The 20,206-nt window shown below is 71.8% G+C and carries 19 protein-coding genes and 1 pseudogene; 12 read left to right on the top strand and 8 right to left on the bottom strand.

Annotation, left to right across the window (positions count from 1 at the left end; translation table 11 throughout):
- Positions 1 to 113 precede the first annotated feature (113 nt).
- Positions 114 to 1,685, top strand: a complete 1,572-nt coding sequence (locus tag KUM44_RS00515; RefSeq protein WP_217205345.1) for an RICIN domain-containing protein — start codon at positions 114 to 116, stop codon at positions 1,683 to 1,685.
- Between the two features lie 27 nt (positions 1,686 to 1,712).
- On the opposite strand, the gene hutI is transcribed toward KUM44_RS00515, so the two are convergent.
- The 3 genes from hutI to KUM44_RS00500 form a co-directional block, all read right to left on the bottom strand.
- Positions 1,713 to 3,020 (bottom strand): imidazolonepropionase, encoded by a 1,308-nt coding sequence (hutI, locus tag KUM44_RS00510; RefSeq protein WP_217205343.1) that lies wholly within the window; start codon positions 3,018 to 3,020, stop codon positions 1,713 to 1,715.
- Positions 3,017 to 4,366 (bottom strand): formimidoylglutamate deiminase, encoded by a 1,350-nt coding sequence (locus tag KUM44_RS00505; protein WP_217205341.1) that lies wholly within the window; start codon positions 4,364 to 4,366, stop codon positions 3,017 to 3,019. Before KUM44_RS00505 ends, hutI begins: the two co-directional genes overlap by 4 nt.
- A 75-nt stretch (positions 4,367 to 4,441) precedes the next feature.
- Positions 4,442 to 4,603, bottom strand: coding sequence for an Arc family DNA-binding protein (locus tag KUM44_RS00500; RefSeq protein ID WP_217205339.1), 162 nt, complete (start codon positions 4,601 to 4,603; stop codon positions 4,442 to 4,444).
- Positions 4,604 to 4,632: 29 nt separating this feature from the next.
- Here KUM44_RS00500 and KUM44_RS00495 point away from each other — a divergent pair.
- Positions 4,633 to 5,836 (top strand): annotated as a pseudogene (locus KUM44_RS00495) (RNA-guided endonuclease InsQ/TnpB family protein).
- 35 nt (positions 5,837 to 5,871) lie between these two features.
- Here the strand turns inward: KUM44_RS00495 and KUM44_RS00490 are convergent.
- Positions 5,872 to 7,074, bottom strand: a complete 1,203-nt coding sequence (locus KUM44_RS00490) for an allantoate amidohydrolase (protein ID WP_217205375.1) — start codon at positions 7,072 to 7,074, stop codon at positions 5,872 to 5,874.
- Positions 7,075 to 7,112: 38 nt separating this feature from the next.
- Entirely contained in the window at positions 7,113 to 8,777 is a 1,665-nt protein-coding gene (gene hutU / locus KUM44_RS00485) for a urocanate hydratase (RefSeq protein WP_217205337.1), read from the bottom strand.
- A 128-nt stretch (positions 8,778 to 8,905) separates the two neighbouring features.
- Between hutU and KUM44_RS00480 the strand changes: the two genes are divergently transcribed.
- The 5 genes from KUM44_RS00480 (at position 8,906) to KUM44_RS00460 (ending at position 12,758) form a co-directional block, all read left to right on the top strand.
- Positions 8,906 to 10,387 (top strand): diaminopimelate decarboxylase, encoded by a 1,482-nt coding sequence (locus tag KUM44_RS00480; RefSeq protein WP_254388835.1) that lies wholly within the window; start codon positions 8,906 to 8,908, stop codon positions 10,385 to 10,387.
- 182 nt (positions 10,388 to 10,569) lie between these two features.
- On the top strand, positions 10,570 to 10,962 hold the full coding sequence (locus tag KUM44_RS00475) for a hypothetical protein (protein ID WP_217205335.1): 393 nt from the start codon (positions 10,570 to 10,572) through the stop codon (positions 10,960 to 10,962).
- Positions 10,959 to 11,753 (top strand): transcriptional regulator, encoded by a 795-nt coding sequence (locus KUM44_RS00470; RefSeq protein ID WP_217205333.1) that lies wholly within the window; start codon positions 10,959 to 10,961, stop codon positions 11,751 to 11,753. The genes KUM44_RS00475 and KUM44_RS00470 overlap by 4 nt, the downstream gene beginning before the upstream one ends.
- 115 nt (positions 11,754 to 11,868) lie before the next feature.
- Positions 11,869 to 12,369 (top strand): roadblock/LC7 domain-containing protein, encoded by a 501-nt coding sequence (locus KUM44_RS00465; RefSeq protein WP_217205332.1) that lies wholly within the window; start codon positions 11,869 to 11,871, stop codon positions 12,367 to 12,369.
- Positions 12,370 to 12,383: 14 nt separating this feature from the next.
- Positions 12,384 to 12,758 (top strand): hypothetical protein, encoded by a 375-nt coding sequence (locus KUM44_RS00460; RefSeq protein ID WP_217205327.1) that lies wholly within the window; start codon positions 12,384 to 12,386, stop codon positions 12,756 to 12,758.
- A 23-nt stretch (positions 12,759 to 12,781) separates the two neighbouring features.
- Here the strand turns inward: KUM44_RS00460 and KUM44_RS00455 are convergent, their stop codons facing one another.
- The 3 genes from KUM44_RS00455 to KUM44_RS00445 form a co-directional block, all read right to left on the bottom strand.
- Positions 12,782 to 13,384, bottom strand: a complete 603-nt coding sequence (locus KUM44_RS00455; protein ID WP_217205370.1) for a hypothetical protein — start codon at positions 13,382 to 13,384, stop codon at positions 12,782 to 12,784.
- Between the two features lie 83 nt (positions 13,385 to 13,467).
- A complete protein-coding gene (locus KUM44_RS00450; RefSeq protein WP_217205325.1) occupies positions 13,468 to 14,340 on the bottom strand; it encodes a MurR/RpiR family transcriptional regulator in 873 nt (290 codons plus the stop codon).
- A complete protein-coding gene (locus tag KUM44_RS00445) occupies positions 14,337 to 15,854 on the bottom strand; it encodes an aromatic amino acid ammonia-lyase (RefSeq protein ID WP_217205324.1) in 1,518 nt (505 codons plus the stop codon). Before KUM44_RS00445 ends, KUM44_RS00450 begins: the two co-directional genes overlap by 4 nt.
- 141 nt (positions 15,855 to 15,995) lie before the next feature.
- Here KUM44_RS00445 and KUM44_RS00440 point away from each other — a divergent pair, with 141 nt between their 5' ends.
- The 5 genes from KUM44_RS00440 to KUM44_RS00420 all read left to right on the top strand — a co-directional run bounded on the left by KUM44_RS00440 (position 15,996) and on the right by KUM44_RS00420 (position 19,814).
- The gene (locus tag KUM44_RS00440; RefSeq protein WP_217205322.1) at positions 15,996 to 17,048 is read left to right on the top strand and encodes an ABC transporter ATP-binding protein; all 1,053 of its coding nucleotides are present in this window, start codon (positions 15,996 to 15,998) and stop codon (positions 17,046 to 17,048) included.
- Positions 17,045 to 17,686, top strand: a complete 642-nt coding sequence (locus tag KUM44_RS00435; RefSeq protein WP_217205320.1) for an ABC transporter permease — start codon at positions 17,045 to 17,047, stop codon at positions 17,684 to 17,686. Before KUM44_RS00440 ends, KUM44_RS00435 begins: the two co-directional genes overlap by 4 nt.
- Position 17,687: 1 nt before the next feature.
- Entirely contained in the window at positions 17,688 to 18,350 is a 663-nt protein-coding gene (locus KUM44_RS00430; protein WP_062722147.1) for an ABC transporter permease, read from the top strand.
- Positions 18,351 to 18,359: 9 nt separating this feature from the next.
- On the top strand, positions 18,360 to 19,292 hold the full coding sequence (locus KUM44_RS00425) for an ABC transporter substrate-binding protein (RefSeq protein ID WP_217205319.1): 933 nt from the start codon (positions 18,360 to 18,362) through the stop codon (positions 19,290 to 19,292).
- Positions 19,293 to 19,373: 81 nt separating this feature from the next.
- Positions 19,374 to 19,814 (top strand): hypothetical protein, encoded by a 441-nt coding sequence (locus KUM44_RS00420; protein ID WP_217205317.1) that lies wholly within the window; start codon positions 19,374 to 19,376, stop codon positions 19,812 to 19,814.
- The last annotated feature ends 392 nt before the right edge of the window (positions 19,815 to 20,206 follow it).

Here is a 20,206-nt window from a genome sequence, read left to right as displayed (position 1 = left end):
GGTTACCCACAGAAACCCTTTCCCCATGGCTTCCCTTCCTCCACTATGAGCCGTCATACCCGCCGGTAGCCCAGGACTCCGGGCGGGTCGCACGGCTGCGAGGAGGCAGGCGGATGGCTCGGGCCGACGACGGCAGGGACCCCGACCGCGGGATACACACGGGCGCCTCCGACGCGCGGCTCACCGAACTGCTGCGCGCCGACACGGTCACCGCGTACCCGGCGCTCCAGGAGCTGCGAGCCCGCCATCACGCGCCGGTCCTCGCCTACGCCCGCCTGTGCAGCCCGAACGACTCCACGGCCCGGCAGTTGGCGGCCCAGGCATTCACCCTGGCGGCCCGTCAGACGGCACGCGGTATCGAGCCCGGCCTCCCCTGGCGGCACCAACTCCTGCTGCTGACCGCCCGCCTGGCCGGCACCTGGGCCAAGGACGAGCGGGCGGCGGGCCTCGACGCGGGACTGCTGCTCGTCCTGAACACCGCCGGCCCCGCCGGGCCGGTCCCGACCATGCTCACGGCGTTCCAGTCCCTGCCGTCCCGCACCCAGGGCCTGATCTGGTACGGCGTCGTGGAGGGGGAGTCGGTGGAACGTACGGCCGCTCTCCTCGGCCTCACCCGCGAGGACGTCACCTACGGCACGGACCCGGCGCTCCAGCAGCTGGCCCGGTCCTGTCTGCGTGCCCGCCTCGCCGCCTCCGACGACCCCGACTGCCCCGACTTCGGCCGCCTCATCGAGGAATCCGTACGGCCGGACAGCCCTCGCGACAGCACCGATCTGCACGCCCACATGGCCCGCTGCCCGCACTGTACGACGGCGTACGAGGAGCTGTCGGCATTGCGGGACACCCCGCGCACGGCGCTCGCGGAGGGGCTGCTGCCGTGGGGCGGGACGGCGTATGCGGCGCGGGGTGCGGGAGTGCGGGGCGGCGCCGGCCGTACGGCTGAGCGGAGTTGGCCGGAGCGAGGGTGGCCGGAGCGAGGGTGGCCGGCGGACCGGCGCCGGGTCGTGCTGGTGTCGGCCGCGCTCGGGGTGGCGTTGCTGCCGCTGGTGGCGTTCCTGGTGGCGCAGGGCGGGGCGGCGGCGCAGGATCCGGTGGCTTCGGTGAGCACTCCGGTGAGTGTGCCGCCTGTCGCGGTGACGGTGACGGCCACGGTGTCGGCAGCCCCGTCGTCCTCATCACCGTCTCCCTCGCCATCACCGTCACCCTCGCGGAGCTCCAAGTCGCCGTCCCCGACGAAGACGACCCGCCCGAAGCCGACCCCCTCCCCGACGCGCCCTCCGAGCGGGGCGTACGCCCAGGTCGTGAACGTCTCCTCGGGGCTGTGCCTGGACGTGGGCGGTGCCTTCTTCAACGGCACCGACGTGGTCACGGTGCCCTGCGGTTCGTCCCCCACCCAGCGCTGGCGGGTCGACGCGGCGCGCGGTGTGCTCCAGTCGGCCGCGGACCCCGGCTTCTGCCTGGACAGCCGGGGTGCGACGGACCGGGGCGTCGGGATCTGGACGTGCGACTCCGTCTACGGGGCCAACGGGTGGAACCTTCGGTTCGTGGTGGACGGCGACGGCCTGATCCGGCCGGGCATCGCCATCGACAGGGCGGTGACGCCGGAGGGGGGTGCCGGGGACGGGCTGTCGCTGGAGCCGGCGAGCGGGGGTGCGGGGCAGCGCTGGAAGGCGGGGGCGGCGTGACCCGGTGGCCCTGGCGCCCCCTCATGGTCAGGCCTCGCGCACACCCCGTCGCCACACCTCGCTGACCAGCGGCACGCCAGGCCGGTAGGCCAGGTGCACATGGCTCGGTGCGTCGAGGAGGAGCAGGTCGGCGCGGGCCCCCGGGGTGAGGCGGCCGATGTCGTCGCGGCGCAGGGCCGCCGCGCCGCCCGCCGTGGCCGACCACAGCGCCTCGTCCGGGGTCATCCCCATGTCCCGTACCGCGAGCGCGATGCAGAAGGGCACGGAGGACGTGAAGGACGAGCCCGGGTTGCAGTCGGTGGAGAGGGCGACGGTGGCGCCCGCGTCCAGGAGACGGCGGGCGTTCGGCCACTGGGCGCGGGTGGAGAACTCGGCGCCGGGGAGCAGCGTGGCGACGGTGTCGCTGTGCGCGAGCGCGTCCACGTCGTCGTCCGTCAGGTGGGTGCAGTGGTCGGCGGAGGCGGCGTCGAGTTCGACGGCGAGCTGGACGCCGGGGCCGTAGGAGAGCTGGTTGGCGTGGATGCGGGGGTGCAGGCCCCTGGCCTTGCCCGCGGTGAGGATCGCACGGGCCTGGTCGCCGTCGAAGGCGCCCTTCTCGCAGAAGACGTCGATCCAACGGGCGTACGGGGCACAGGCGTCGAGCATCTCGCCGGTGACGAGGGCGACGTACGACGCCGGGTCGTCGGCGTGGTCCGGGGGGACGATGTGGGCGCCGAGGTAGGTGACCTCGTCGGTGTGGGCGGCGGCGATGCGCAGGGCGCGGGCCTCGTCCTCGACGGTGAGGCCGTAGCCGGACTTGGTCTCGAAGGTGGTGGTGCCCTGGCGGAGGGCCTCGTGGAGGTAACGGGTGAGGTTGGCCTCCAGTTCCCCGTCGCTCGCGGCGCGGGTCGCGGCGACGGTCGTGCGGATACCGCCGGCGCTGTACTGGCGCCCCGACATACGGGCGTTGAACTCCTGCGTCCGGTCCCCCGCGAAGACGAGATGCGAGTGGGAGTCGACGAAGCCGGGGATCACCGCCCGGCCGCCCGCGTCGACCCGATTGTCAGTGGCGGGTGCTTTGCTTTGATCACCGGTCCACACGACGCGGTCGCCCTCGATGACGACGGCCGCGTCCTGGATCAGTCCGAGGGGGGACCCGTCACCGAGGGAGGGGTTGTTGGTGACCAGGCTGGCGATGTTCGTGATGAGCGTGCTTGCGGTGCTCGCGGAGTGGGCGGGGCTGACGGTCGTCGCGTTGCTCATGGCGTCCTCGGTGGCCTGGTCGGCGGTGGGGTCGGGTTCGGGAGCGGGTGCGGGTACGGGGGCGGGCCGCGCGGGTCGGCGGCCCGCGGTCATCCGCGCAGGGCTTCGACGGCGTCCGCGAGGGCTCGCGGCACATCCGGTACGAGGGTGTGGACCCCGTCCCGTACGACGTGCCGACCTCCCACGACCGTATGCGACACGTCTGCTGCCGACGCAGCGAATACGGCCGTCTCGGCCCCGAGCCGCGGAAGCGGCCCTGCCGTCCTGACCGAGTCGAGCGCGATGGTGGTGAAGTCGGCGAGCGCGCCGGCCTCCAGGGCGCCCGCGCCGTCCCAGCCGAGGGCCGCGTGGCCGCCGGCCGAGGCCGCCCGCAGCAGGGCCGCCGCCGTCCAGTGACCCCGTGTACGGGTGCGCAGACGTTCGTTCAGCTCCATCGCGCGCGCCTCTTCGAGCAGGTCGATCACGGCGTGGCTGTCGGAGCCGAGGGAGAGCGGGGAGCCGGCCTTCTGGAGGGCGGCGGCGGGTCCGATGCCGTCCGCGAGGTCCCGTTCGGTCGTCGGGCACATACAGGTGCCGGTGCCGCTGCCGCCGAGGAGAGCGATGTCCTCGTCGGTGAGGTGGGTGTTGTGGACGCCGGTGGTGCGGGGCCCGAGGACTCCGTGCTCGGCGAGCAGCCGGGTGGGTGAGCACCCGTGGGCTTCCCGGCAGGCGTCGTTCTCGGCGGTCTGCTCGGACAGGTGCACATGGAGCGGGGCCCGCCGCTCCTCGGCCCACCGCGCCACGGTCGCCAACTGGTCGGCGGGCACGGCCCGTACGGAGTGGATCGCCGCCCCGATCCGTGCGTGATCCCGGTCCTTGAGAACTGAACAGCGTTCGGCCCAGGCCTCGGCCGTCCCGTCGGAGAAGCGGAGCTGATGGCTGTTGGGAGCCTGCCCGAAGCCGGAGGAGAGATAGGCGGTGTCGAGGAGGGTGATGCGGATGCCGGCGTCGGCGGCGGCCGCGATGAGCGCCTCGCCCATCGCGTTCGGGTCGGCGTACGGGGTGCCGCCCGGGGCGTGGTGGACGTAGTGGAACTCGCCCACCGCAGTGATCCCCGCGAGCGCCATCTCGGCGTACACGGCGCGGGCGAGGGCGTGGTAGGTCTCCGGGGTCAGCTTGTCGGCGAACGAGTACATGACCTCGCGCCAGGTCCAGAAGGTGCCGGAGCCGACCTGGACGGTGCCGCGCAGGGCGCGGTGGAAGGCGTGCGAGTGGGCGTTCGCCAGGCCGGGGAGCGTCAGTCCGCGGAGGATCTCGGCGCCGGGGGGCGGGGCCGGGGCATCTCCGCGGACGGCGGAGATGCGTTCACCCTCCGTTACCAAGACGACGCCTGGCTCGACTCGGTCGCCGAGCCAGGCGTGTTCCAGCCAGTACGTACGGGGCTGCTGGGTGGGCGTCATCGGAAGCCTCCGAGTGTCCGGCCTTCAGGTCGGGGAAGAATCAGACTCCTGCGGAGCAGGGCAGCGAAAGGCACATCACGAGGGCGACGCGTCGTCTGCCTCCGCAGCGGAGCGCTCGTCCTCCAGGCGGTACACAATCTCGGAGTTGAGGGACCTGCGGGCCGACTTGGCCTGAGCGGCCAGCCAGGAGTGAAGGTCACCGGGGAGCCTGAGTGTGATTCGTACTTCGTGATCCATGCTTCGAATCTTAGTGGCAGCTTGGTGTCATTACGACACCAAAGGCGGCCGAGGGCACCGGGCATGCTCGGTACACCTATCGGCTTCGCCTGTCGTCGACCGCCCACTCGGCACTGCTCGGCGAGTGGGACCGCTGTCGGTGGATCTGGAACGAATGCGTTGCCCGCTCGAAGAAGGCCCATCGCGACGGGGAAGAGTGCGGGCCTGCCAGGTTGGACAAGATGCTGACCGAAGCCCGCACCACCACGCCGTGGCTGGCCCAGGGCAGCTCGGTCCCGCAGCAGCAGCTCATTCGCGACTTCGGCAAGTCCCGCACCAAGGCACTGAAGGACATCAAGGACTGTCTGCCGCAGCGCCAGCGGGCCGGTATGCCGAGATACAAGAAAAAGAACGAGGCCAACCCGACGCTCAATTACACACGGCGCGGCTTCCGGCTCAAGGACGACCGCCTGCACCTCACGGGCGGCATCGTCCTGACCCTGGTGTGGTCGCGACAGCTGCCCGCTGCGCCGTCCAGTATGCGCGTTTACCGCGATAGCGTAGGCCATTGGTACGCCTCGTTCGTTGTTCCCGCCGAAGTCCAGCAACTCCCCAAAACCTGCGCGGTGATTGGTGTGGACTGGGGTGTCAAGGAAACTGCGACCACCACCAGCGACAGCCACGACCTCCCACACGCCGAACACGGCAAGAAGGCCGGAGAAAAGCTGACCCGGTACGACCGGATGATGGCCCGCCGCAAACCTGCCAAGGGCAAAACGGCCTCGAAGGGCTTTCGTGAGGCGAAGAGGCTGCGCGCGAAGACATGCCAGAAGGTCGCCCGACAGCGGCAGGACACGGCCCGTAAGTGGGCCAAGAAGGTTGTGCGCGACCACGACGCCATCGCCGTGGAAGACTTCCGGCCAAGGTTCCTGGCCAAGACCGCCATGGCGCGCAAGGCCGCTGACGCCGCGATCAGCGCCACAAAACGAGCCCTCGTAGAGATGGGCCGCAAGCACGGGCGGGTCGTCCGCCTCGTGCATCCCGCGCACACCACCATGGACTGCGCATCGTGCGGAGCGAGAACCAAGCACGCACTTCCTCTTTCAGAACGTACATACACCTGCACCACGTGCGGAGCCATATCCCCGAGGGATAAAAAACTCCGCCCGCGTGATGCTCGTCCGGGCTGGTCTGAACCCGGCTGGTGTCGAGGGCGTAAGACCTCCTGGAGCGCTGCTCCAGGAAGCAGCCTGAGCCAGGAATCTCCTCCCGTCAGGGAAGGAGAGCAGTCAAGTGCAGGCCAGTCCTTCCAGTACGTCGGCGAGGGCGATGACTCCGGCCACGCAGTCGTCCTCGGTGGCGAACTCGGCCGGGGAGTGCGAGACGCCCGTGGGGTTGCGTACGAACAGCATGGCCGTCGGGATGCTCCCGGAGAGGATTCCGGCGTCGTGTCCGGCGCCGGTACCCAGGACGGGGACGGTGATGCCGGTGTCCTTGCCGAGGATGCGGCCCAGTTCGTCGCGCAGGGCGTGGTCGAACTCGACGACGGGCGTGAAGGACTCACGGATGATGTCGAGGTCGATGCCGTGGGCCGCCGCGTAATCCCGGGCGGCCTTCTCGATGCCGCCGACGACGGCGTCGAGGCTCGCCTGGTACTCGGCACGGGAGTCGAGCCAGCCGCGCACCAGGGAGGGGATGGCGTTGACGCCGTTCGGCTCGACGGAGATCTTGCCGAAGGTGGCGACGGCACCGGCGAGTTGCGCCTCCCGCCGGGCGGCGAGCACGGTCTCGGCATAGGCGAGCATGGGGTCGCGCCGGTCCACGAGCCGTGTGGTCCCCGCATGGTTGGCCTCACCCCGGAAGTCGAACCGCCACCGGCCGTGCGGCCAGATGGCGCTGGCGATGCCGACCCGGTCGCCGGACAGGTCCAGGGCCCGCCCCTGCTCGACATGCAGCTCGACGAAGGCACCGATACGGTCGAGCCGCTGCGGATCGGCGCCGATGGTGTCCGGGTCGTACCCCGCGGCCTCCATGGCCCGGGGCAGGCTGACCCCGTCCCCGTCGGTCAGCTTGTGGGCGTTCTCGACGGTGAGCTGCCCGGCGGCGAGCCGGGACCCGACACAGGCGAGCCCGAACCGGGCGCCCTCTTCGTCACCGAAGTTGACGATGGCGAGCGGCTTGGTGAAGTCCGCGCCCCGGCCCCGCAGTTCATCGAGCGCGGCGAAGGACGACACCACTCCGAGAGGCCCGTCGAAGGCACCCCCGTCCGGCACGGAGTCGAGATGCGACCCGGTGACGACGGCGTCCCCGGCGGCGGGGTCTCCGAGCCAGGCCCACTGGTTCCCGTTCCGGTCGACCTCGTAGGCGAGCCCGCGGGCTTCGGCCTGCTCCTTGAACCAGGCCCGGCAGTCGAGATCGGCCCCCGTCCAGGCGAAACGACGGTAGCCGTGGGAGTCGGCGTGGCGCCCGATGGGGAGCAGCTCGCGCCACATTTCCAGGAACGAGCTGCCACGCCCACTGTCGTGCTGCGTCACGCGTCGTCACCCTCGCGCATAGGAACCCGCACGCCCCGCTCATCGGCGACCGACTCCGCGATGTCGTACCCCGCGTCCACGTGCCGGATGACGCCCATACCGGGGTCGTTGGTGAGGACCCGCCGGATCTTCTCCCCACCCAGCTTCGTACCGTCGGCCACCGTCACCTGACCGGCGTGAATGGACCGGCCCATGCCTACACCACCGCCGTGGTGAAGGGACACCCAGGAGGCACCCGAAGCCACGTTCACCATGGCGTTCAGCAGCGGCCAGTCGGCAATCGCGTCGGACCCGTCGAGCATGGCCTCGGTCTCGCGGTAGGGCGAGGCGACGGAACCGCAGTCGAGGTGGTCGCGCCCGATCGCCAGCGGCGCGGCCAGCTCACCGCTCGCCACCATGTCGTTGAACCGCTCGCCCGCCTTGTCCCGCTCGCCGTAGCCGAGCCAGCAGATGCGCGCGGGCAGGCCTTGGAAGTGCACCCGCTCGCCGGCCATCTTGATCCAGCGGGCCAGGGACTCGTTCTCCGGGAAGAGGTCGAGGATCGCCTTGTCGGTCCTGGCGATGTCGGCGGGGTCGCCGGACAGGGCCGCCCAGCGGAAGGGGCCCTTGCCTTCGCAGAACAGGGGGCGGATGTAGGCGGGCACGAAGCCGGGGAAGGCGAACGCCCGCTCGTACCCGGCGAGTTGGGCCTCTCCGCGGATCGAGTTGCCGTAATCGAAGACCTCGGCGCCGGCGTCCATGAAGCCGACCATGGCCTCGACGTGCTGGGCCATCGCCTCGCGGGCCCTGGTGGTGAAGCCCGCCGGGTCCTTGGCGGCGGCATCGGCCATGTCCTCGAAGGCGATGCCCAGCGGCAGGTACGCCAGCGGGTCGTGGGCCGAGGTCTGGTCGGTGACGATGTCGATGGGGGCGCCCATGGCGAGGAGCTGCGGGACCAGCTCGGCGGCGTTGCCGAGGACGCCGATGGAGAGGGGGCGGCGGGCGTCACGGGCCTCGACGGCCAGCTGGAGGGCGTGGTCCAGGGAATCGGCCTTCACGTCCAGGTAGCGGTGCTCGATGCGGCGTTCGATGGCGCGGGGGTCGCAGTCGATACAGATCGCGACGCCGTCGTTCATGGTGACGGCGAGCGGCTGGGCGCCGCCCATGCCGCCGAGCCCGGCGGTCAGCGTGATCGTCCCCGCCAGTGTGCCGTCGAACTTCTTCGCGGCGACGGCGGCGAAGGTCTCGTACGTGCCCTGGAGGATGCCCTGGGTGCCGATGTAGATCCAGGAGCCGGCGGTCATCTGGCCGTACATGGTGAGGCCGAGGGCCTCCAGGCGGCGGAACTCCTCCCAGTTGGCCCAGTCGCCGACGAGGTTGGAGTTGGCGATGAGGACGCGCGGGGCCCACTCGTGGGTCTGCATGACGCCGACGGGGCGGCCGGACTGGACCAGCATGGTCTCGTCCTGCTTGAGGGTCCTCAGCGTGCGGACCATGGCGTCGAAGGAGCGCCAGTCGCGGGCCGCCTTGCCGGTGCCGCCGTAGACGACGAGCTTGTCGGGGTGCTCGGCGACCTCGGGGTCGAGGTTGTTCTGGAGCATCCGCAGGGCGGCTTCCTGCTGCCATCCCAGGGCACTCAGTTCCGTACCGCGCGGCGCTCGTACGGGGCGGGGTCCTGACATGGTCTGCCTCCCAGCGGACTGTGACTGCGAACTGTTGAGGTGGATATTCACATCCTGAACCGCTGAATAGAGCTAGTCAATACATGCGGGGGCCAGCGCTCGCGCCTCACGGATGTTTGGCTGGATACATGGGCTCGTACGACGACACGACGGGGGATGACGTGGACAGCGGACTGGGCGACGCGCCGGGCAGGGCAGTGGGCAACGGTCTCGGGACACCTGCGCAGGACGCCGACCGGGTGGCCCGGCGGGACGAGGCCGTGCGGGCGGCGGTGGAGCAGGGGCTGCTGGCCCCCGGCTCCCCCATCGTCGGCCTGCTGGACGTCACCGGCATCCGGGAGTCGGCGGCGGCGCTGCGGGCGGCGTTCGACGCGGTGGTGGCGCCGGGCACGCCCGTGCTGCACGCCTTCGCGGTGAAGGCGACCCCGCTGGTGCCGGTGCTGCGGTTGCTGCGCGAGGAGGGCATCGGCGCGGAGGTGGCGAGCCCGGGTGAGCTGGCGTTGGCGCGGGCGGCGGGGCTGCGCCCCGAGATGACGGTGCTGGACTCGCCCGCCAAGACACCGGCCGAGCTGCGGGAGGCGCTGGCGCTGGGTATCGCCGTCAACGCGGACAACCCGCAGGAGCTGGACCGTATCGACGCTCTGATGCTCCCCCACAGCCCGAAAGGCGTGGGAGGTACCCCCCTGGCCACGAGCCGCTCGCCGCTCGGAATCCGGGTGAATCCACAGGTCGGCGGTGGTTCCATCGAGGCGACGTCCACGGCCACGGCGACGTCGAAGTTCGGGGTGGCGCTGCGCGACGAGGGGGCGCGGGAGTGGGTCGTACGGGCATATCAGGACCGCCCCTGGCTGACCCGGCTGCATGCGCACACCGGCTCGCAGGGCATCCCGCTGTCCCTGATGGCACAGGGGGTCGCGGCTGCGTACGCGCTCGCCGAGGAGATCAACCGCCGGATCGGGCGGCGGCAGATCGACACGCTCGACATCGGCGGCGGGCTGCCGGTGAACTTCGCGTCGGACGCCACCAGCCCGACGTACGCGCAGTACGCGCGGCTGCTGGGCGAGGCGGTGCCGGGTCTGTTCGACGGGCGCTACGGGCTGGTCACGGAGTTCGGGCGCTCGCTGCTCGCGAAGCACGGGACGGTCGTGGCGCGGGTCGAGTACGCCAAGAGCGCGGGCGGGCGTCCGGTGGCGGTGACGCACGCGGGTGTGCAGGTCGCCACGCGGACGGTGTACGCGCCGGGGAGCTGGCCGCTGCGGATCGGCGCGTACGACGGCAAGGGGCGGCCGAAGGAGGGGCCGGCCGTGGTGCAGGACGTGGCGGGGCCGGCCTGTTTCTCGGGCGATCTGCTGGCCGAGGGGGCCGCGCTGCCGCTGCTGGAGCAGGGGGACTACGCCGCGGCACTGGACACGGGGGCGTACTACTTCGCGCACCACTACGCGTACAACTCCCTGGCCCGGCCCGGCATCTACGGCTTCATGCCGGACGGGGCCGGGGGCATCGCCTTCGCTACGGTCCGCGAGGCGCAGTCGCTCGACGAGATCGTGGCCGAATCCGGAGGGGCGCACGCGGCCTCGCTCACCACCCTGACCACGCCGAAGCGCCGTTGACGCAGGCCGAGCCGGAGCCATAGTCCATACGCGATCAAGTCACGCGAAAACAGGGTCAGTTGACCCACCCTAGTCACTCGGCGCATGTTCCACTGGAAAATGCCCGAACGCTCACTCGCCGCACACACGTTGCGTAGTTTGGCCGTCACTCAGCCGGACCCCGAGGCGGGAGGGGAGCGACGGTGCCCGGAATCGACGAGTGCTTGCTGGAGACGATGCGGTTGCCCGGTGCGCGGGGCGCCGCGCTGGTCGACTGGACGAGCGGGCTGGCCCTGGGCACGGTGGGCGATCCTCCGGGCGGCGACCACGAGACGGCGGCGGCCGAGGCGGCGGAGCTGGCGCGGCTGGCAGCCGAGCAGCAGGCGTTCGGCCCGGGGAACGGCACCGACGCCCCGGATCCGCCCGTCGAGGACCTGATCCTCAGCAACCGGGACAGCTACCACGTGCTCCGGTTCGTGCCGACGTCCTTCGACAGCAGCGTGTTCCTGTACCTGTGGCTGGCCCGCGCGGACGGCAATCTCGCGCTGGCCCGTATCCGGCTCGGCGAGATGGCCGAACGGCTGGTGCTGGGATGACCGTGGTCGGAACCACCCCGCCACCGCGGCTTCCGGTCCGGGACCGGGCGACGGCACACCAGCGGGTCGGCGTCGGTGTCTCGCCGATGCTGACCCGGCTCGCCGAGGAGCGGGCCACCGGTGTCCTGGACCGCGAGCACGGCACGCTCCATCTCGCCGGGGGCCGGGTGGTGCACGCCGAGAGCCCGCTCGCCCCCGGCCTCGCCGAGCTCCTCACGGCCCACGGCACCCTCGCCGCCGAGGCCTGGCGCGACGCCGAGGACAGCGAGGACGAGGGGCGGCTCGTGCGGTACGGGGTCACGCCGGGCGTGCTGGAGCTGGCGCAGGTCAGCGCGCTGTACGACGCCGCGTACTTCGCCCTGGCACCGAGCAGTACGCCGGGCCGCTTCCGCTACGGCAGCGCGCACTGGCTCGCCTCGGTGCATCCCGTGCCGGTCGCCGCGCTGGAGCGCGAGATGCTGCGGCGCCGTGCCCTGCTGCGCCGCATCTGGCCCGACCCGGCGACGGACGGCGCACCCCTGCTCCGCGCCGACCCGGTCGCGGCCCCCACGGTGCCGACCCGGCAGGCCGCCGTACTGCGGCAGGTGGACGGCGTGCGCAGGGCCGTGGACATCGCGCGGGAGCTGGGCAGACCGGCGTTCCACACGCTGGTGCACATAAGGCGGCTGGCCGCGGCGGGGCTGGTCGCCCCACAGCCGCCGCCCGCCCCGGACCCCCCGCCCGACGACGCCGCCGCCGACCCCTATGTCGCGCTGCTGAAGAGGGTCAGGGATGCGCTGGAGGCCCTTTGACCGCAAACCGTTCGACGACCGCAGGCCCTTCGAGGCGCGCGGGCCCGTCAAGGACCGCGAGCCGGCCGGGGCGCCTCGCCCGCCGCAGCGGTCCCGTGCCGAGAGGAGAGACCTGATGGCGGCCGAGGCCCCGATACTCGAAGAGTTCCGTCGGCTCAGAGCCCGCGTGCCCCAGCTGACCGGGGCGCTCGCGGCCGGCGTGGACGGCCTCGTCCTCGCCCACGACACCCCCGGCGTCGAACCGGACGGTCTCGCCGCCCTGACCGCCGCCGCGCTCGGCGTCGCGGTGCGGGTGGCGGACGCGACCGGCCGGGGCGACTTCCGCGAACTGCTCGTCCGCGGGGCGGACGGCTATGTGGCGACGTACGCGGCAGGCCGTACCGCCGTGCTGACGCTGCTGGCCACGGACGGCGTCAACGTCGGCCGGCTGCATCTCGAGGGCCGCCGCGCCGGGGCCCGCGTCGGAGAGCTCGTCGACGCGAAGGCGACCCCGGTGCGCCGGAGTCCTGCCAAGAGCCCCGCAAGGGAGCCCGCCAAACCCATGCCCACCCGCACGAAGACCGCGCGTTCCGCACGCACCACCACCGCCGACGCGCGCACCACCACCGAGAGTTGAGAGGACCACACGTCATGGCCAACACCGAGACCACCCTGAAGGAATGCCTCGCCTCGATCGAGGGCGCGACCGGGGCCGCGCTCGTCGACTACACCAGCGGGATGGCCCTGGGCACGCTGGGCGGCAGCAAGACCTTCGACCTCAATGTCGCCGCCGCCGGCAACACCGACGTCGTCCGCGCCAAGATGCGCACGATGGAGCACCTCGGCCTCAAGGGCGGCATCGAGGACATCCTGATCACGCTGACCGACCAGTACCACCTGATCCGGCTGATCACCGGGCGCGGCGGCAACGGCCTCTTCCTGTACCTGGTCCTCGACGCCAAGCGGGCCAACCTGGCGATGGCCCGGCACCAGCTGAAGAAGATCGAGGAGGAACTGGAGGTCTGAGGCACTCCGGCCGGAAGGGCCGGCTACACCAGCGCCGCGGTGCGGCGGCGGCTCCCGCCCGGGGCCGCGTCGCCCGCGGCGATGCCCGTACTGCGCCAGGCCCTGACCGCCTTGCCCGCGGGCCGGCCGCCCCGTCGGTCGAGCCAGTCGACCCGCACCCACAGCAGGGCGTTCTCGGCCTGCTCCCGCCGTCCGAGCCACGCCGCCTTGAGCCGCAGCCCCGCCCCGCACCCGGCCAGCAGCATGCCGCCCGCCGCGGGCACGGCGAACGCGCTGCCCAGCGCGGCGAGGAAGGCGAGCAGCAGCCACCAGCGGTGACCCCGGCGCCAGTTGCGGCCGGCGACCGCACGGTCCTGGAGCACGTCGTGCTTGCCGGCGCGGGCGGCCGAGCGGATCAGGGCGGTGTAGCGCTTACGGCGGGCGCAGGCGACGACGGCCGCCGCGACGATGAACAGCACGGCGCCGGCCATGACGCCGATCCTGCGGCCCGTGGCCCCCGGCGCCAGTACGCCGATGCCCGCCGCGAGTACCCCGAGCCACCAAAGCGGCGCCGACCCGGCCCGTACGACGACGGCCACCCGAGCCAGGCCATGCCCTCCTGCGCGTGCCACGTTCCGCCTCCTCATCGTCACGGCACAGTGCTCTCGGGCGGGCAGGTTAGTGAAGAAACGTGAGACGAGTCTTAAGGACCTGCCCGGCACTCAAGGACTCACTCGACGAACAACCCCCGCGTGGCCGCCCGCGCATCGAACTCCTCCAGCCGCGCCTGCGCGTCCGGCAGGTCGTCGCACATCGCCTCCAGCAGGACCCGGCCCAGCAGCATCGGCGCACAGGCCGTGTCGAAGGCGAGGCCCGTCCCGACGGCCGCGGGCAGCAGCAGGTCGGAGACCTTGGCGACCGGCGCGAAGGCGGAGTCGGCCACGGTCACCACCGTCAGCCCGGCCTCCTTGGCGTAGGCGAGGGTGTCCACGACCTCGCGCGGATGCCGGGGCAGCGCGAAGCAGAGCAGGGCGCTCGCGCCGGCCCGTACGGCGGCGTCGATCCGGTCGTGGATCATCGTGCCGCCCTCGTGCAGCAGCCGTACGTCCGGGTGGACCTTGGCGGCGAAGTACGAGAAGCCGTACGCCTGGGAGGCGGCCGCGCGCAGGCCGAGCACGGGCAGCGGGCGCGAGGCCGAGAGCACGCGCCCGGCCCTCTGCACCGGCCGCGGATCGGCCAGCACCTCCGCCAGATGCCTGAGGTTCTCGATCTCGGCCTCGACGGCCTGCTGGTACTCGTTGTACGAGCCGGCGTCGACCGCCTGTTCCACGGGCGCGACCTCGCGCAGGTGCTTGCGCAGCGCCGGGTAGCCGTCGAAGCCGAGGGCGACGGCGAAGCGGGTCACGGAGGGCTGGCTGACCCCGGCGAGTTCGGCCAGCTCCACGCTGGACAGGAACGGCACGTCGGCGGCCCGCCGCACCATGCTGTGCGCGATGCGCCGCTGGGTCGGGGTGAGCCGGTGCCCCTCGAAGAGCGCCTGGAGCCGCGCGGCGGGGCTGTCCGCCGCATGCGCCACCCCACTCGTGTTCCTGTCCGCGCTCATCCCGCGCTCCCCCTCCAGATGTCCGTGAACCGGTCCAGCAGTGCTGCCGCCGCCGTCACATCATCGGTGAGCGGCCGGTCGGCCAGGTCGTCGTCGAGCACCGACTCGGCCAGCGCAAGCGCCCGGCCCACCGGAAGCTCCGGGTCGGGTCCAAGGTCGCGCAGGCGCAACGCCCGTACGGCGGCGACGAGTTCACAGCCGACGACGAGACGGTACGCGCCGCACACGCGCAGTGTCTGCCGTGCGGCGAGCGAGGCGAAGCTGGCCTGCTCCTCCACGCCCCGGGAGAGTACAGCGTGCCCGAGCGAGGCGGGGGCGGAGAAGGCGCGCAGGTCGCCGAGGGCGGCAGCGGCGGCGTACTCCAGGATCATCACGCCGGACGAGGCGGGCTCGGGGTCGGCGAGGAAGGGCTTGAGGCGGGTGTAGGCGGGCTCGTTCAGGGTGGACAGCCGGGACGTGGAGAGCCGGGCCACCTGGGTCAGGGCCAGCCTGAAGTGGTCCAGGGCGAGGGCGAGTTGGGCCTGGTAGAAGCCGCCGTGGTGGTAGGCGGCCATGTCCTCGGGGGAGATGAGGGGGTTCTCGGCGGCGGCGTTGATCTCGACCGCGAGCACCTCCTCCAGGGCGTCGGCCGCGTCGTGCGCCGGGCCGTGGATCTGGGGCAGACAACGGAAGCCGTACGGGTCCTGGATCCGGCCCAGCGGCGGGGTCGGCCGGTCCTCTGCGCCGATCAACTCCCGCATCCGACGGGCGACCTCGGTGCTGCCCCGGTGCGGCCGGGCGGTGTGCACGGGGGCGGCGTACGCCTCGTGGGAGCCGTCGACGGCGAGCAGTGACAGGGCGGCGACGACCTGGGTGGCGGCGACGAGGCCGCGCAGTTCGTGCAGGGCGAGGGCGGACTGTCCGAGGGTGAGGGCGTTGCTGCTGATGAACGCGAGGGCGTCGTTGTTGTCGAGCGGCTGCGACTCGGGCGCCCCGGAGCCGCGCCAGGGATGCTCGCCGGCCAGCGCGAGGCCGGTCTGGGCCAGCGCCGCGAGGTCTCCGGTGCCGACCGAGCCGAACTCGTTCACGACCGGATGGGCGCCGCTCTCCAGCGCCTCGCACAGGGCGGTGATGACGGTGGGCCGCAGGCCGGCACCCCCGGCCAGCAGCTGGTTGGCGCGTACGGCGAGCATGGCCCGCACCTGCCGGGCGGGCAGTTCCTCGCCGATGGCGCCGGCGTGGCTGCGCAGCAGGCGCAGGCCGTGTTCGGCGGCGGTGTCGGTGGGCACGTCCTCGTTCCGGTTCGCGCCCACGCCGGTGGAGCGGCCGTAGACCCGGCCGGTGGCGGCGATGAGACGGGCCGCGTCCCAGGACTCCTCGGCGCACTTCATCGCGTCGGTCGCGGGCACCGGCCGCGCGGCCCCGTCGGCGAGGCGGACGACGTCCTCGACGCCGAGCCCGATCCCGTCGAGGACGACCAGACCGGTATGCCCGGTCGACACGGCACCCGGCATGTCCACGATCCGAGACGACATCAAGCCCAAACTCCCCTCAACCCTGACATCAGATCTCGCTCTCCAGTCATCCGTTACTTCGGATTTACACCAACCCGTTGACAACCTATTCAGCTACCAAGAACTCTGCATGACGTTATACAGCCGGGCAAGGGACATCTCATGATCCAGTTCGACGCGGTCCACAAGCGCTTCCCCAACGGCACGACAGCAGTCCACGATCTCTCCCTGGACATGCCGGAGGGCGGCGTGACCGTCCTGGTCGGATCCTCCGGTTGCGGCAAGACGACCACCCTGCGGATGATCAACCGGATGATCGAGCCGACCTCCGGCACCATCCGGGTCGGCGGCACGGACGTCACCCGCCAGGACGCCGCCGAACTGCGCCGCTCCATCGGCTACGTCATCCAGCAGGCAGGCCTGTTCCCGCACCGCACGGTCCTCGACAACATCGCCACCGTGCCGCTGCTGCTCGGCTGGAGCCGCCGCAAGGCCCGCACCCGGGCGGCGGAGCTCCTGGAGACCGTCGGTCTCACGGCCGACGCCGGCAAGCGCTACCCGCACCAGCTCTCCGGCGGCCAGCAGCAGCGCGTAGGCGTCGCCCGCGCGCTCGCCGCCGACCCGCCCGTCCTGCTGATGGACGAGCCGTTCGGCGCGGTCGACCCCGTCGTCCGCACCCAGCTCCAGGACGAACTCCTGCGCCTGCAAACGGAGTTGAGCAAGACCATCGTCTTCGTCACGCACGACGTGGACGAGGCCGTACGGCTCGGCGACCAGATCGCGATCTTCCGCACCGGCGGCCACCTCGTCCAGTGCGCCCCGCCCGTCGAACTGCTCGCCCGCCCCGCCGACGACTTCGTGGCCGGCTTCCTCGGCGCCGAGCGCGGCCTGAAGCTGCTGAGCCTGCGGACCCTCACGGACGTGCCGCAGGGCCCGGCGCCGGAGGGCGGCCACTGGAGCCTGGTGCTGGACGCGGCGAACAAGCCCCTGCACTGGGCGTCGAAGGAAACCGAGATCCCCGTACGACCACTGAAGGACGGCGACTCGCTCCTGGCGGCGCTCGACGAGTCCATCGCCTCCCCCACCGGCCTGATCGCCCGCGTCGACGCCGACGGCGTCCTCACCGGCGTCTCCTCCCGCGACGACATCCACGAGCACGCGGGCCAGGCGCACACGCAGGCCCGCTCCCACGCGGCACCCGAGGTGGCCGCATGACCATCGACTGGTCGTGGATAGGCGACCACACCGACGACCTCACCGCCCTGACGCTCTCCCACCTCCAGGCCGCGCTCACCGCCGTCTTCCTCGGCGTCCTGATCTCCCTCCCCCTCGCGGTGATCGCCCACCGGATCCGCCCCCTGCGCGGCTTCCTGCTCGGCCTGTCGAACGTCCTGTTCACGATCCCGTCGATCGCGATCTTCGTCCTGCTGCTCCCGGTGTCCGGCCTCACCCGCACCACCACGGTGATCGGCCTGACGGTCTACACGCTGGTGGTCCTTCTCCGGAACACCGTCGAGGGCCTGGACTCGGTCCCGGAGAAGGTGAAGGAGGCCGCGAAGGCGATGGGCACGCGCCCCCTGCGCACGCTCCTCACCGTCGAGTTCCCGCTCGCGCTCCCCGTGATCATGGCGGGCGTCCGGATCGCGACCGTCATGTCCATCTCCCTGGTCTCGGTCGCGACCTACATCGGCGACGGCGGCCTCGGCCAGCTCTTCACCGACGGCTTCCAGCGCAACTTCCCGACCCCGGTGATCGCGGGAGTGGTCCTGACGCTGCTCCTGGCCGTGGTCGCGGACGCCCTGCTGGTCGCCCTCCAGTACGTCCTGACCCCCTGGCGGAGGCGGCGAGCCTGACATGTACGAACTCTTCAAGAACCTCGGCGCATGGCTGGTCGGCAGCGAGCAGTGGACCGGCCCGGACGGCATCGCGCACCGCCTGGCCGAACACCTCCAGTACTCCCTCCTCGCCACGCTCATCGCGGCCGCGATCGGCCTCCCCCTCGGCCTGCTGATCGGCCACACCGGCAAGGGCGCCTTCCTCGCGATCAACCTCGCGTCCTTCGGCCGTGCCCTGCCGACCGTCGGCCTGGTCGTACTGGTCTTCCTGGCCGGCGGACTGTCCATGCTCCCGGTCTACGTCGCCCTGGTCGCCCTCGCGGTCCCGGCGATCGTCACCAACACCTACGCCGGGATGACGGCCGTCGACCCGGACGTGAAGGACGCGGCACGCGGGCAGGGGATGCGCGGCCACCAGGTCCTCCTCCAGGTGGAACTCCCCCTCGCCCTCCCCCTGATCATGACCGGCCTGCGCCTGGCACTGATCCAGGTCGTGGCCACGGCCACGATCGCCGCCTACGTCTCCTTCGGCGGCCTCGGCCGCTACGTCTTCGACGGCCTCGCCCAGCGCGACCTCGTGCAGGTGCTGGGCGGCGCGGTCCTGGTCGCCGTCGTCGCCGTGGTCCTGGACCTTGCCCTCTCCGGCCTCCAGCGCTTTCTCTTCCGCCACCGCACTGCCTAGGGACTTTCGATGAACCGACGCACGCTCCTCGGCGGCCTCTTCGCAGCCGCCTCCGTCCCCGCCCTCGCCGCCTGCTCCAGCGGCATCACCTCCCTCGAAGGCGAGGGGGCCTCCGGCTCCGGCGGCGGCTCCAGCAAGGGCGGCATCACCATCGGCACCGCCAACTTCACCGAGAACCAGGTGCTCGGGTACCTGTACGCCGCCGTGCTCGACGCGGCCGGCGTGAAAGTGAGCGTCCGCCCCAACCTCGGCACCCGCGAGATCCTCATCCCCGCGCTCAAGGGCGGCGACATCGACCTGCTCCCCGAGTACCAGGGCGCTCTCCTGCACTACCTCGACACCAAGTCGACGGCGACGGAGGAGGGCGAGATGCAGAACGCCCTCACCGTCGCCCTGCCCAGCGGCCTCCAGGTGCTGCCGTACGGCATGGCCGAGGACTCGGACGCCTTCGTCGTCACCCGGGAGACGGCCGAGAAGTACGGCCTGACCTCCCTGGCCGACCTGAAGAAGCAGAACGGCAAGCTCGTGATCGGGGCGGCGCCCGAAGTGAAGAAACGCGAGGTCGGTGCCGTGGGCCTGAAGGACGTCTACGGGGTCGAGTTCAAGGAGTTCAAGTCACTGGACTCCTCCGGTCCGCTGGTCAAGGGCGCTCTGAAGAAGGGCGACGTGGACGTGGCGAACCTCTTCACCACCGACACCGACATCCAGGCCAACGACTGGGTGGTCCTGACCGACCCCAAGAACCTCATCCCCGGCCAGCACGTCGTCCCCCTCATCGCCGACCGCAAGGCCGACTCCACGGTCCGCAGGGCCCTCGCCCGTCTCGGCAACACCCTGACCACCGCCCAGCTCACCGAGCTGAACCGGCAGGTCGACAAGGACAAGAAGGACCCCGAGGACGTGGCGAACGCATACGCGAAGGACCACGGGCTGGTGAAGTAGCGGCGCCCTGCCGTGCACCCCCGCCGAACAGGGGGGCTAGCCCCAGTGCGGCGCTCGCCCAGGCTCCCTACGGTGGATCGCATGACCGGAATGGACGCGCGGGACACCGAGCTCAAGAAGGAACTCAACGCCACCCTGCAAGCCCGCAGGGAACTGGGCGACGACTACGAGTCCGCGCTGGTCGACTCGTTCATGGAGAAGGTCGACCAGCGCATCGACGGGGCGGTCGAACGCCGGCTGCGGCGGCAGCTGGCCGAGCAGCAGATGGTGGCGGCCCGGGGCACGCGGTCGCCGAAGTCGACGGACTCCTTCGGCGAGCGCTTCGGCTTCGGCATCGTCTCCCTCGTCGTGGCCATCCCCCTGTCCGCCATCGGCGGCGGCGTCGCCGGCCTGCGCGGCCTGCTCGTCAGCTGGATCGGCATCGTCGGCATCAACGTGGTCCAGGCGGCGCGCACCAACCCGGGCCTGTTCCGGGGATGGCGCCGCAAGACGTCCAATGACGAGGACAAGTGGCAGGACTGACGGGGGTGCCGGGTGCGGCACTGACGGGGGCCGGGAGGCCGGTGTCGCCGGGGAGTTGAGGCTGCGGCGGAGGCCGCAGTGGAGATGCCGGCCACGACCTCGACCAGCCGTCGGCCAGAAGACTTGCGCGGGGACCGCCGCACCCCCGTTACCGGGGGGCGGGACGACGGCGGTCCCCGCGAGGGACGTTGACCGGGTCAGGACCGGGTCTCACGTCCGGGCGTCCATGGAGGTCCGGGAGCCGCTCCGGAGGTCCTTGGACGTTTCGGCGCCGGCTCGGGCGGGGAGCCGCTCCCGCCCTGCCGACATCCCCTAATGTGCCGGACCCGTGTTAAGCGGGTGCTGCGTGAACGTGTCGCGCTCGTACCAGTTCCGCGACGGCGCGAGCGGCC

The organism is Streptomyces sp. AC550_RSS872 (assembly GCF_019049285.1).
GTDB lineage: Bacteria > Actinomycetota > Actinomycetes > Streptomycetales > Streptomycetaceae > Streptomyces.
The sequence above is the reverse complement of the archived record's forward strand: the minus strand, read 5'-3'. Positions and strand labels throughout refer to the sequence as shown.

Bases quoted from the DNA above. Each gene is read 5' to 3' on its own strand.
- KUM44_RS00505 (WP_217205341.1), bottom strand. From the start codon at position 4,366: ATGACGCCCACCCAGCAGCCCCGTACGTACTGGCTGGAACACGCCTGG.
- hutI (WP_217205343.1), bottom strand. From the start codon at position 3,020: ATGACCGCGGGCCGCCGACCCGCGCGGCCCGCCCCCGTACCCGCACCC.
- KUM44_RS00515 (WP_217205345.1), top strand. From the start codon at position 114: ATGGCTCGGGCCGACGACGGCAGGGACCCCGACCGCGGGATACACACG.
- KUM44_RS00480 (WP_254388835.1), top strand. From the start codon at position 8,906: ATGGGCTCGTACGACGACACGACGGGGGATGACGTGGACAGCGGACTG.
- KUM44_RS00445 (WP_217205324.1), bottom strand. From the start codon at position 15,854: ATGTCGTCTCGGATCGTGGACATGCCGGGTGCCGTGTCGACCGGGCAT.
- KUM44_RS00490 (WP_217205375.1), bottom strand. From the start codon at position 7,074: ATGTGGCGCGAGCTGCTCCCCATCGGGCGCCACGCCGACTCCCACGGC.
- KUM44_RS00470 (WP_217205333.1), top strand. From the start codon at position 10,959: ATGACCGTGGTCGGAACCACCCCGCCACCGCGGCTTCCGGTCCGGGAC.
- hutU (WP_217205337.1), bottom strand. From the start codon at position 8,777: ATGTCAGGACCCCGCCCCGTACGAGCGCCGCGCGGTACGGAACTGAGT.
- KUM44_RS00430 (WP_062722147.1), top strand. From the start codon at position 17,688: ATGTACGAACTCTTCAAGAACCTCGGCGCATGGCTGGTCGGCAGCGAG.
- KUM44_RS00440 (WP_217205322.1), top strand. From the start codon at position 15,996: ATGATCCAGTTCGACGCGGTCCACAAGCGCTTCCCCAACGGCACGACA.
- KUM44_RS00425 (WP_217205319.1), top strand. From the start codon at position 18,360: ATGAACCGACGCACGCTCCTCGGCGGCCTCTTCGCAGCCGCCTCCGTC.
- KUM44_RS00500 (WP_217205339.1), bottom strand. From the start codon at position 4,603: ATGGATCACGAAGTACGAATCACACTCAGGCTCCCCGGTGACCTTCAC.
- KUM44_RS00450 (WP_217205325.1), bottom strand. From the start codon at position 14,340: ATGAGCGCGGACAGGAACACGAGTGGGGTGGCGCATGCGGCGGACAGC.
- KUM44_RS00420 (WP_217205317.1), top strand. From the start codon at position 19,374: ATGACCGGAATGGACGCGCGGGACACCGAGCTCAAGAAGGAACTCAAC.
- KUM44_RS00465 (WP_217205332.1), top strand. From the start codon at position 11,869: ATGGCGGCCGAGGCCCCGATACTCGAAGAGTTCCGTCGGCTCAGAGCC.
- KUM44_RS00435 (WP_217205320.1), top strand. From the start codon at position 17,045: ATGACCATCGACTGGTCGTGGATAGGCGACCACACCGACGACCTCACC.
- KUM44_RS00455 (WP_217205370.1), bottom strand. From the start codon at position 13,384: ATGAGGAGGCGGAACGTGGCACGCGCAGGAGGGCATGGCCTGGCTCGG.
- KUM44_RS00460 (WP_217205327.1), top strand. From the start codon at position 12,384: ATGGCCAACACCGAGACCACCCTGAAGGAATGCCTCGCCTCGATCGAG.